General features: G+C 70.9%; 6 protein-coding genes. 3 read left to right on the forward strand and 3 right to left on the reverse strand.

The genetic code is table 11. The annotated features are described in order from the left end of the window. Positions 1 to 224: 224 nt before the first annotated feature. Positions 225 to 737, forward strand: a complete 513-nt coding sequence (locus ADY01_RS24780) for a hypothetical protein (RefSeq protein WP_063784343.1) — start codon at positions 225 to 227, stop codon at positions 735 to 737. 3 nt (positions 738 to 740) lie between these two features. Here ADY01_RS24780 and ADY01_RS24785 read toward each other — a convergent pair whose 3' ends face one another. Continuing rightward, on the reverse strand, positions 741 to 1,457 hold the full coding sequence (locus tag ADY01_RS24785; protein WP_234320395.1) for a hypothetical protein: 717 nt from the start codon (positions 1,455 to 1,457) through the stop codon (positions 741 to 743). 221 nt (positions 1,458 to 1,678) lie between these two features. Between ADY01_RS24785 and ADY01_RS24790 the strand changes: the two genes are divergently transcribed. Both ADY01_RS24790 and ADY01_RS24795 read left to right on the forward strand, forming a co-directional pair. Continuing rightward, entirely contained in the window at positions 1,679 to 3,019 is a 1,341-nt protein-coding gene (locus tag ADY01_RS24790; RefSeq protein WP_049577936.1) for a TrkH family potassium uptake protein, read from the forward strand. A 13-nt stretch (positions 3,020 to 3,032) separates the two neighbouring features. Next, the gene (locus ADY01_RS24795; protein WP_049577938.1) at positions 3,033 to 3,701 is read left to right on the forward strand and encodes a potassium channel family protein; all 669 of its coding nucleotides are present in this window, start codon (positions 3,033 to 3,035) and stop codon (positions 3,699 to 3,701) included. A gap of 335 nt (positions 3,702 to 4,036) precedes the next feature. On the opposite strand, the gene ADY01_RS24800 is transcribed toward ADY01_RS24795, so the two are convergent. Both ADY01_RS24800 and ADY01_RS38400 read right to left on the reverse strand, forming a co-directional pair. Then, positions 4,037 to 4,267 carry a DUF5988 family protein gene (locus tag ADY01_RS24800; protein WP_234320397.1) on the reverse strand — a complete coding sequence of 77 codons (231 nt, stop codon included), beginning with the start codon at positions 4,265 to 4,267 and terminating at the stop codon, positions 4,037 to 4,039. Positions 4,268 to 4,460: 193 nt separating this feature from the next. After that, positions 4,461 to 12,125 (reverse strand): type I polyketide synthase, encoded by a 7,665-nt coding sequence (locus ADY01_RS38400; protein WP_107081814.1) that lies wholly within the window; start codon positions 12,123 to 12,125, stop codon positions 4,461 to 4,463.

Raw genomic sequence — 12,125 nt, forward strand, 5'->3', positions numbered from 1 at the left:
CGCGGTGGGCTCCGGATCCCGCCCCCCGGCCTGACGGACCCGGTCACGCAGCCGGTCGTGCAGTTCCTGGATCCATCCCTTGTCGCGCCAGCGCCGCCAGAACGCGTAGACGCGGTCCCACACGGTTCTGTGGAATCCGACCTGTCAAGTGCCGTCGGAGATCCGCCTGGTCGATATGTGCTGGCCGGTTGGTTCAAAGGCCGGGAGACTCATGTGCTGTGAACATGGGGATCTCTGGTTTTGAGTCGTCCTTCCTGATCGGGGTCGACGCGATTCGGCAGGCGCACGGAGCGCGCTTGGCGGCGCTCGCCGGTAGACGGCTGACGGGGTTCGCGCTGGTGCGGTTCGCCGAAGACGGGGACTGGTTCGCCGACTGCCCTGTGGTGCTGGACTTCGACGGCATCCAGGTGGAGGTCTGCCACTGGAAGCTCGACGAACTCTCGATCGGCTGGGACTCCATCGACACCACGGCAACCATCACCGGGTGGGAGTCGTCCGAGCTCACGCCCCGGTGGTCTCACAGCGACGAACACCTCGAACTGTGCGTCGGCCACGAACTGCGTGAGGTCACGCTTCTCGAATGGCAACCAGCCGACTGTGACCTGGCGGCAGGAACCGTGGCGGTGGAGTTCACCTTCGCCAGTAGCTGCCTGCGGATCGTCAACGGCCTCGACGAGAACAGCATCGAGGTCGGCGCGGCCCACCCGAACTACGTCCGACACCGGCTTGGCCACTGAGCACTACTGCCCGGTCGGTTTCCGGTTGATCTCGATGACCGGCAGCAGGGTGGCCTGAGCTGGGATTCCGACCTGCCGAGGAGTCGGCCCAGCCGGCGTGGGGACGTCGGTGAGTCGCTCTAGTAGCTGGTCGAGTGCGGCTTGCCCGTCGTCCACTGCGGCGCGTTCGTCGTCGGTCAGGGGGATGGCGGCGAGCATCTTCTGCAGGCTCTCCTTCGCCTCCAGAAGTTGGCCCTTGCTGGATGCCTTCGGGGTGTAGAAGTCGCAGCGTGCGCATGCCATGCGGTGCTGGCACTGCTCGAAGAACGTGTAGGTGCACCAGCCGTGGCCGAGGTCGCAGTACTGCCAGGGGTCGCCGTTTGCGGCGGCGCCGGACGCGACGGCGTCTCGGTCGACGAGGACTTCGACGGTGCGGACGTTGCGAGCGAAGTAGCCGGCGTCGTTGTAGGCCCGGGCGAGCCTGTTCGGGGTGATCTTCGCGTAGTGGGCGGTGGCTTCGGGAGTCCGGTGTCCGAGCCATTCCTGGAGCTCGAACAGGGTCATGGGCTCTTTGGCGTTGTAGAGCTGGCTGGCGATGGTGGAGCAGGCCCGGTGGCTGGTGATGTTGCCGCGGACGTCGGCAGTGGGGACGCCAGCCTTGCGGCAGAGCATCGGGATGATCGTGCCGTTGATGTAGTGCTTGGAGACCCGGCGGGCGCGGAAGGCGAACAGGAAGTCCACGCGCTCGTTGGTCTTCGGATCAAGGATGTCGGGCTGGTCGGGGCGGACCGCCTGCCAGGCCTCGATCGGACAGGGGGCTGTTCCGAGGGCACGTCACACAAGCCTGGACACGGCACAGGGCGGAGGGCAGGGTCCGATGCCGAGAACCGTGTGAACGTTGTCTATCGTCTCCCAGTGCGAATAATCGTCATGCCTGTCCGCAGGGCGGAGGGCTTGTTGTGGTGATACGGCGGTGGCCACGCCTTCGGCATCCGGCGCAGGTGGTCGTGGCCGGCTTCGCCACGGCGATCGCGGCCGGGACCGGTCTGCTGATGCTGCCGGTGGCCAGGACCGGGCCCGGTGGCGCCAGTGTGCTGGAGGCATTGTTCACCTCCACCTCCGCGGTGTGTGTGACCGGCTTGGCCGTGGTGGACACCCCGGGCTACTGGAGTGGATTCGGGCAGGTGGTGATCCTGGCACTCATCCAGGTGGGTGGCTTCGGCATCATGACCTTCGCCTCCCTGCTGGTACTGCTGGTCTCCCACCGCATCGGCCTCAAAGCGCGCCTGACGGCCGCCGCGGAGACCAAGACCCTCGGGCTGGGCGATGTCCGAGCGGTCGTGACCGGTGTGGTCAAGGTCAGCCTGCTGCTGGAGGCGGTCACCGCGCTGGTGCTGGCCCTGCGGTTCGCCACGGCCTATGGCGAGTCCTGGCCGCGAGCGGTGTGGTTGGGCGTCTTCCACTCCATTTCGGCGTTCAACAACGCCGGATTCGCCCTGTACTCCGACAGCCTGATGGGCTTCGTCACCGACCCATGGATCTGCCTGCCCATCGCACTGGCTGTCATCGCCGGCGGGCTGGGCTTCCCCGTGCTGTTCGAGCTGCGCCGCCGATTCCGCAAGCCGCGCCGCTGGTCGCTCCACACCAAGATCGTGCTCTGGGTCTCCGGAATCTTCCTGGTCGGCGGCAGCGCCTTCATCACCGCGATCGAATGGTCCAACCCGGCCACCCTGGGCCCCCTGGACGCCCCCGGGAAACTGCTGGCCGGTTTCTTTCAGGGCGTCGCGCCGCGCACCGCCGGGTTCAACAGCATCGACACCTCCCAGATGAACCCCGCCAGCTGGCTGGGCACGGACGTGCTGATGTTCATCGGCGGCGCCAGCGCCGGCACCGCCGGCGGTATCAAGGTCACCACGTTCGCCGTGCTGTCCTTCGTCGTATACGCCGAGATCCGCGGCGAGGGCGCGGTCAACATCTTCCACCGCCGCCTGCACGGTGACCTTCAGCGTCAGGCCCTGACCGTGGTGCTGCTGTCCGTGGCCGCCGTCGCCCTCTCCACCCTGGCCTTCATGGTCTTCACCGACTACACCCTGGACCAGTCACTGTTCGAGGTCACCTCCGCCTTCGCCACCGTTGGCCTGTCCACCGGCATCACCGCCGACCTGCACCCCGGCCTGCAGATACTGCTGATCGCGTTGATGTTCATCGGCCGGCTCGGCCCCATCACCGTCGCCTCCGCGCTCGCCCTGCGCCAGCGCGTCCGTTTGTACGACCTGCCCGAGGAGCGACCCGTCATTGGCTAGGAAGACCACCCTCATGAAGCGTCGCAGGGGATCAGAGGGATCCGTCGTCGTCATCGGCCTGGGCCGCTTCGGCCGCGCCCTGGCCCTGGAACTCGTCGACGAAGACACCGAAGTCCTCGGCATCGACGAGAGCGCCGAAGTCGTCCAGGCCCTCTCCGGTTCCCTCACCCACGCCGTGCGGGCCGACTCCACCAAGGAGGAAGTCCTTCGCCAGCTGGGTGTCCACGAGTTCGACCGCGCCGTCGTCGCCATCGGCACCGACCTTGAAGCCAGCATCCTCACCGCCTCGCTGCTGATCTCCTTCGGCATCGAGAACGTCTGGGCCAAAGCCACCAGCGAAGCCCACGGCCGCATCCTCACCCAGCTCGGCGTCCACCACGTCGTCTACCCGGAACACGACATGGGCCAGCGCGTCGCCCACCTCGTACGGGGCCGCATGCTGGACTACATCGAATTCGAAGACGACTTCGCCATGGTCAAAACCAACCCACCCGCCGACATCATCGGCCTCCCCTTGTCCGACAGCGCCGTCCGTTCCCGCTACGGCATCACCGTCGTCGCCATCAAACGCCCCGGCGAAGGTTTCACCTACGCCACCCCTGAAACCGTCGTGGAAGCAAACGACACCATCATCGTCGCCGGGCGCACCCGAGCGACCGAACGCTTCAGCGAACTCCAGTAGGGCAGGCCATCCCGCTACAGGGGCTCCCCTCGTAGGTTCTCCCTGACGGGCGGCACCGCAGCTTTTTCCGCCTGCCTCCCCCAGAGCTGAAGCCGATCACCGCGAGGAGTCGCGCTCCTGTACCGCGTCGCGGGGTCCGACGGGAAGGCGCCGGGATCGGCCTCGGTTCCCGGTTGGAGCGGGGGGCTCCTTCAGCGGTTCGAGGACAAGCGGCGGCTCGCCCACGGCCACCGTGTCTCCGGCGGCCGTGGGCGCATGGATCACGACGGCGACGGCTCAGGTCGTACCACTTCCGCCGCCGACTCGGTTCCGGTGCGCGTCGCGTCCATCACGCGTCATTCCGCCACGTACGTGCGGCGGGTCCACACGAAGACCCGCAGTTCGCGGCCGTCTACAAGGGTCGTCTCGGAACTGGCCTCGAAGTGCTCGTAGCAATTGCCGCGCAGAACGCTGACCTTGGCCACGTCGAGATCCGGTAGGTAGCACAGCCGCTCCTCGTCGGCGATCGCCGCACGAGAGCCGCCGCTGAGGAAAACGTTGGGAGCGCCATTGTCGTCCATGATCATCCTCATCCTCTTGACTTGCCGTTCCAACTCTTGCCCGGACTCCCACAGCGGGACGTTCCCGTGCGTGATGCGGCGGCGAAGACCTCCGCCACCAGGTCCGGGGCCGCGACGGGTCGATGACCTCGTCGACCACCCCGAGCGCGAGTCCACGGTCCGGACCCGAACAACAGGGGGGCACGGCGCCAGGCTCGCGTCAGGATTTCCCCAACTGGTCACGGATGAAGGCGAACATCTCGTCGTCGCTCGCCTCCCCCAGTTGCTCGGCCGCCGACACCCCGCCGTTCCCTGCCGCGTGACCGCCCTTCCACAGATCCAGCATCTCCTGAAGCCGGGAGGCGACCTCCCGGTCTCGCAACCCCGCCTCGGCGGCCCGCGAGATGACCGCCCCGAAGCGGTCCAGTTCCCGTTGCACCAGGACGATGTCCATCGCCTCCTCGGCGAACAGCTCGCCGAGGAGGCGCTCGACCAGCGCGCCCGCATTGGGGTGGTCGAACACGAGCGTCGCCGGCAACTTCAGGCCGGTGGCCGCACTGAGCCGCCTGCGGAGCTCCTGACCGGTCAGCGAGTCGAAGCCGAGATCGCGGAACGGCCTGCCCTCGTCGGGGATCGACGAGGCGTCGTGGGAGAGAACCGCCGCCACATGCGTGCCGATGAGGTCGAGCAGAGCCTGCCGGCGCGCGGACTCGCTCAGCCCTGCCAGCCGCTCGCGCAGGGCCGCGGCGGCCTCCGCGTCGTGCTCCCCCTCCGCGGCTGCCGCGTCCACCACGCGTCGCGCTTCGGGAAGGTGGTCGAGGAACGCGCTGCGCCGCTGGGAGGTGAACGTGGGCACGAAACGCTCCCAGTCGACCTCCGCGACAGCCAAGCACGCCTCGTCGTGGTCGATCACATGTCGCAGAACCGTGAGCGCCGAGGCCGGCTTGAGGGCGGGCAGCCCTTGACGCTCCAGCGAACCGAGCACCTCGGCCGCCTGTGCCGCGGCTCCCTTCCCGATCCCTTCGCCCCCTTCGTTCTCCTCACCGAAGAAGTCCCAGACGGCCCAGGCGACGGAGGTCGCGGCCAGCCCGCGTCCCCGGCGCTGCAACGCCAGCGCGTCGAGGGAGGCGTTGGCAGCGGCATAGGCCGCGTGATCCCGGCTGCCCCAGAACGCCGACACGGAGGAGAACAACACGAAGGCGTCGAGCGGTGCGTCGCCGAAGATCTCGTCGAGATGCCGGGCACCCAGCACCTTGGTGCGGCCGTTCGCGTCCAGGTGCTCCGGGCTGGCCCCGGCCAGCCCGCCCAGTTCCAGCTCCGTGGCGGCGTGGATCACGGTCCGGACCGCGGGCCCCCGCTGCTCGGCCTCGGCGACCAGTTCCGCCAGCGCCTGCCGGTCTGCGACATCGCAGGCGGCCACCGTCACCGTGGCTCCCCGGTCCGTCAACTCGGCCTGGAGAGCCGCGGCGCCCGGGGCGTCCAGGCCCTCGGCGCTGACGAGCAGCAGATCCTGTGCTCCCTCGTCGACCAGCCACCGCGCCACCCGGGTGCCGAACGGCTCGGTGCCGCCGGTGACCAACGCCGTGCCGCGCGGACGCCACGTGTCCCGCCCGTGTCCGGACACGCGGGGCCGGGCACGCTCCACGCGCCGTCCCCACGTGTCGTCGCCACGCACCGCCACCTGGTCCTCGTCCCGGTCGGCCAGCAGCGCGGTCGCCTTCTCCCACGCCCCGTCATCCATGGTCTCCGGCAGGTCGATCAGCCCGCCCCACAGCCGGGGGTGCTCCAGCGCCGCGACCCTGCCCATGGCCCACACCTGGGCCTGGGCGGCGGACGGCGGCCGGTCCGCCTCTCCGGCGGCCACCGCGCCATGCGTCAGGGACCACACGGGTCCCTCGGCACCGGCGTCGGCCAGCGCCTGCAACAGGACCACCGCGCTCGTCAGGCCGAGGGAGACGTGCGCCACCCGCGGATGCGGCCGCTCGTCGAACCCCAGCAGCGACACGACGCCTTCCACCGAGCCGTCCGCGGCGGCCACCAGCCGTTGGCCCCACCCGGCACGCTCGGGCTGGGGCTGAGCGGTGTCCAGCTCGACGCGCACCGGCCGTGCGCCACGCGACTCGAGGGCGCGTTCACACGCGGCCACCAGCGCCTCGTCGACGCCGGCCGCCGCGCCGGCCGATGGCGCCACCACCAGCCAGGTGCCGGACAGGTTCGCTCGCCTGTCGGCCAGGCGCACCCACGCCTCCCGGTAACAGCGGGACTCCACCAGCGAGCCCTCGCGCCGCAGCCGCCGCCAGGCCGACAGCGACGGCATCACCTCGGCCAGCGAGGAGCGGTCCACCTCCGCCGCGAGATCAAGCTCAGCGGCGAGGGAGTCCAGGTCGCTCTCCTCCACCGCCCGCCAGAACTCGCTCGCCGCCGGATCCTCGGCGGCAGCCCCGGCACCGGCCGCCGCGCCGGCCCCGGCCGGACCACGGTAGTCGGCGGGGTCCAGCCAGTAACGGCTCCGCTGGAAGGCGTAGGTGGGCAGCTCCACCTGACCGCGGGGAGCACCGGCGAAAATCCGCGCCCAGTCCACCGGCAGGCCGGCGGCGTGGGCCTGCGCCACGCCGGCCAGGAACCGCTCGGCCCCACCCTCGTCGCGTCGCAGCGTCCCCACCGCGACCGGCACCACGTCATCCGCTGTGCCGCCGCCTGCTTCCAGGGTGTCCTGAACGCCCGGCAGCAGCACGGGATGCGGGCTGGCCTCGATGAAGACGCCGTATCCCTGCCCGGCCAGCGCCTCGATCACCGGGTGGAAGAGCACCGGCTCGCGCAGGTTCCGCACCCAGTACGCGGCGTCCAGCTCGGCACCGTCCACCACCTCGCCCGTGACCGTGGAGTGGAACGCGGCCCGCGAGGCCACCGGGGTGATCCCCGCGAGAGCCTGGGTCAGTTCGTCGCGGATCTCCTCGACCTGCGGGCCGTGCGAGGCGTAGTCGACCTCGATCCGCCGCGCCCACACCCCGTCGGCCTCGCACCGCGCCAGCAGTTCCGCCACCGCCGCGGTCTCACCGGAGACGACGGTCGAGGCCGGTCCGTTGACCGCCGCCACCTCGACTCGTCCCTGCCACGGCCCGACCAGCCGCGCCGCCGCTTCCTCGCCCAGCGCCACCTGTGCCATCGCACCCCGGCCCGACAGCGACACCAGCGCCCGGCTGCGCAGCGCCACCACCCGAGCCGCGTCCTCCAGCGACAGCCCACCCGCGACGTGCGCCGCGGCGATCTCGCCCTGCGAGTGCCCCACCACCACATCCGGCCGGACACCGATCGACTCCCACAACCGCGCCAGCGCCACCATCACCGCGAACAGCACCGGCTGCACCACATCCACCCGCCGCAGGAGCGCCTCATCGCCCTCCCGCAGGACCTCGGTCAGCGACCAGTCCACATATGGCGCCAGCGCTTCCTCACACGCGGCGATGGCCTGTGCGAACACCGGGCTGACGGTCAGCAGTTCACGGCCCATGCCCGGCCACTGCGAGCCCTGACCGGGGAAGACCATCACCGTTCGGTCGCCGGAACGGGCCCGGCCGCGCACCACGTTGGGCAGTTCCTTGCCGGCGGCCAGCGTGTCGAGGGCGGCGAGCATCCCGTCCAGGTCCCGGGCGAGGACCACGCCACGGTGTTCCTGACCGGCCCGGGTGGTCAGCAGCGACCAGCCGATCTCCGCCAGGTGCGCCGTCGGCTCCGCCTCGGCGAAGTCGCGCAGCCGCCGCGCCTGGGCCACCAGGGCCGCGGCGCTGTGCGCCGACACCTCCCAGGGCACCACCCCGCTTGCCGCCACCAGGCCCGGGGCACTTTCGGGACTCTCGGCCCCATCAGGATGCTGCTCGTCCTCGGCCGATCCGCCTGCCTCGGCCAGGCCCCGGTGCGCCGGTGCCTCGCCCAGGATCACGTGCACGTTGGTGCCACTCATGCCGAACGACGACACGCCCGCCCCGCGAGGCCGACCGTTGGCCTTCCACTCCACCGGCTCGGTCAGGAGTCGCACCGCCCCGGCCGACCAGTCGATGTGCGGCGACGGCTCGTCGACGTGCAGCGTCTTCGGCATCACGCCGTGCCGGATCGCCATCACCGTCTTGATGACGCCCGCCACACCGGCCGCCGCGGCCGCATGGCCGATGTTCGACTTCACCGACCCCAGCCACAGCGGCCACCCCTCCTCACGCTCCTGGCCATAGGTCTCCAGCAGCGCCTGCGCCTCGATCGGGTCGCCCAGCGTCGTGCCGGTGCCGTGCGCCTCGACCATGTCCACGTCGGCCACCGTCAGACCGGCGCCGGCCAGCGCCTGCCGGATCACCCGCTGCTGCGAGGGCCCGTTGGGCGCGGTCAGCCCGTTGGACGCGCCGTCCTGGTTGATCGCGCTGCCGCGCACCACGGCCAGCACCTGGTGGCCGTTGCGCACGGCGTCGGACAGGCGCTCCATCGCGAGGACACCCACCCCCTCGGCCCAGCCGGTGCCATCGGCCTCGGCCGAGAACGCCTTGCACCGGCCGTCCACCGCCAGGCCCCGCTGCCGGCTGAACTCGACGAACCCGGCGGGGCTCGGCATGACCATCACGCCACCGGCCAGGGCCAGCGAACACTCGCCGCCCCGCAGCGACTGCGCGGCCAGGTGCAGCGCCACCAGTGACGAGGAACAGGCCGTGTCCACGGTGACCGCCGGTCCCTCCAACCCCAAGGAGTAGGACACCCGACCGGAGACCACGCCTCCCGCCGTTCCCGCCAGCGAATGGCCCTCGGTCTCCTCCGCACCCACGCCGTACCCTGACGGCGAGGCGCCGACGAACACCCCCGTCTGGCTGCCCGCCAGGCCCAACGGATCGATGCGCGCCCGTTCCAGCGCCTCCCAGGCGGTCTCCAGCAGCAGCCGCTGCTGGGGATCCATCGCCAGCGCCTCGCGAGGACTGATGCCGAAGAAGCCGGCGTCGAACTCACCCACGTCCTGGAGGAAACCGCCGTAACGGGTGTAGCTGGTGCCCTGGCGGTCCGGATCCGGGTCATAGATCGCCGCCAGATCCCAGCCCCGGTCGGTGGGGAAGCCCGAGATCGCGTCCCTGCCGTCGAGGACCAGGTCCCACAGATCCTCCGGCGAGGTCACGCCTCCCGGGTAGCGGCAGGCCATCCCGATGATGGCGACCGGTTCATCAGCCGGCGTCACCGCGGACGTGGCCGCCGCCCGCCCGCCGGTCGGGCGCCGTTCGCCCGAGACCTTGTCCATCAGATATCGGGCGAGCGCCTGGGGCGTCGGATGGTCGAACGCCATCGTGGCCGGCAGAGACAGTCCGGTTGCCGTGGCAAGCCTGGTCCGCAGATCCATGGCTGTCAGCGAGTCGAAGCCCAGATCCTTGAAGGCCCGATGCGACGCGACGGCCTCGCGGCTGGTGTGCCCGAGTACGGCAGCCGCCTCGTTGCGCACCAGGGTGAGCACATGACGGTCCGCCTCGGCGTCCGACAGCTCCGCCACCTGCTGCCCGAGACGCGTCCCCGCCCCGGAGCCCGCCTCGTCGGCCGCCCCCGCGGTCCGGGCGGCCATGGCCGCCCGGACCTCCGGAAGGTCGCTCAGCAGCGCGCTCGGTCCGGCAAGCGTGAAGAGGGCGTGAAAGCGCTCCCAGTCCACATCGGCCACGGCCACATACGTCTCGTCATGGCTGAGCGCCTGCCGCAGCGCCGCGATCGCCGGCTCGGGCGGGAGCGGGGCAAGCCCCTGGCTGCGCAGCCGTTGCTCCACATGGTCAGGCGTCGCCATGCCCGCTTCCGCCCACGGCCCCCAGGCGATCGAGGTCGCGGCCAGGCCCCGCACCCGCCGGGAGAGGGCGAGCGCGTCGAGGGAGGCATTGGCCGCGGCGTATGCGGCTTGGCCTCCGCTCCCCCATGTGCCGGCGACCGAGGAGAACATCACGAACGCATCGAGCGCCAGCTCATCCGACCCGGCCGACTCGCCTGACTCGCCCGGCCCACTCGGCTCGTCCGCGAACAGTTCATCCAGATGCCGCGCACCCGCGACCTTCGCCGACAACACCTCGGCCACCTCGGCGAGATCGGTCTCCGCCAGGGCGGCGGGCCGCCCCGACCCCGCGGTGTGGAACACGGCTCGGATCGGCGGGCAGGAGGCACGCGTGCGGGCGACCAGTTCGCCAAGCGCCCGGCGGTCGGCTACATCGCAGGCGGCCACGGTGACCTGGGTCCCCTGAGCCTGGAGGTCGGCCACGAGTTCCTCGGCACCTGACGCCCCCATGCCCTGACGGCTCACCAGCACCACATGCTCGGCGCCCCCGTCAGCCGCCCATCGGGCCACCCGGGAGCCCAGCGCACCCGTGCCCCCGGTGATCAGCACCGTGCCGCGTGGCGCCCACGACCGCACCGGCTCGGCACGGCCAAACGGCGCGGGCGCCAACCGTCGTGCCCACGCACCCCGGGCACGCACGGCAACCTGGTCCTCCTGGGGCGCGCCCTCGACCTGGCCGGAGGCCAAGGCCGCGGTCACACGGCGCCAGGCGCGTTCGTCCGCGGCGTCCGGCAGGTCGATCAATCCGCCCCAGACCTGCGGGTGTTCCAACGCGGCGACGCGGCCGAGGCCCCATAGCTGCGCCTGAGTCGCGCTGAGGGTGGGGTCGTTGTCGCCGGTGACCACCGCTCCCCTGGTCACGCACCACAACGGACTACCGGGGATGCCGCCGTCACCGGCGTCGGAGTCGGTCCGGAGGTCGGCCAGGGCTTGGACCAGCGTCACCGTGGCCGCGACACCGTACGAGAGTCTCTCTGAGTGGGGACGCTCGTCCAGCCCCAGCAGCGAGACCAGGCCCGACGGCTGGTCGCCGTCGGCAACCTCTGCGGAGAGGAGCTCGATAAGAGCCGAACGGTCAGTGACCGCGGTGTCGGGGACGCTCAAGCGCCGGATCTCGGCACCCGCGTCCGCAAGCGCCGCCTGACAGCCCATGACCAGACCCTCATCGGCACCTTCGGAGGGCGTCAGCAACAGCCAGGTACCCGACAGCGCCGAGGCACTGACCTCACGCACCGGCGTCCAGGTGACCCGATACCGCCAGCCGTCCACCAGCGAACTCTCGCGCCGACGGCGACGCCACTCCGACAGCGCCGGGACGACGTTGCCCAATGAGGATTGAGTCTGCTCGTCGCGGAGCTCCAGCGTTTCGGCCAACGACTCCAGGTCCCGGTCTTCGACCGCATCCCAGAAGGCACTCTCCACCGCATCGGCCGAGGAGGTGGGCTGGTTGGCCGGCGCATCATCCTTCAGCCAGTAGCGTTGGTGTTGGAAGGCGTAGGTGGGCAGGTCGATGCGGCGGGCGCCGCTCCCGGCGAAGACGGCGTTCCAGTCCGGCTGGACCCCCGCGACATACGCCTGGGCCAGGGCGGTGCTGAACGCCTCGACCTCCGGCTGTCGGGTGCGGGTGCTGGGGATGACCGCCATCACGGCCGGATCAGGAGCCGTCTCGCGCACCATGGCCGTCAGCACACCCCGCGGCCCGATCTCGATGACCTTGCCCACCCCATGCTCCGCCAGCCAGCCCGCCACCCGGTCGAACCGCACCGCACACCGCGCCTGCTCCACCCAGTAACTTGCACCCCACTGCCGCTCGCCCATGACCTCGCCGGTCACGCCCGAGATCACCGGGATACGCCCCGGCCGGTGGGTGACACCGGCGATCTCCTCCGCGAACGCCTCCAGCATCGGCTCCACCAGCGGAGTATGGAACGCCCGGGACACCTCCAACCGCCGACACCGCACCCCCTGGATCTCCAGCACCGAGACCAGGTCCTCCACCGCGCCCGGCTCCCCGGCCACCACCACCGAGGCCGGACCATTCACCCCCGACAC

Source organism: Streptomyces sp. SBT349 (genome assembly GCF_001083795.1).
GTDB lineage: Bacteria > Actinomycetota > Actinomycetes > Streptomycetales > Streptomycetaceae > Streptomyces.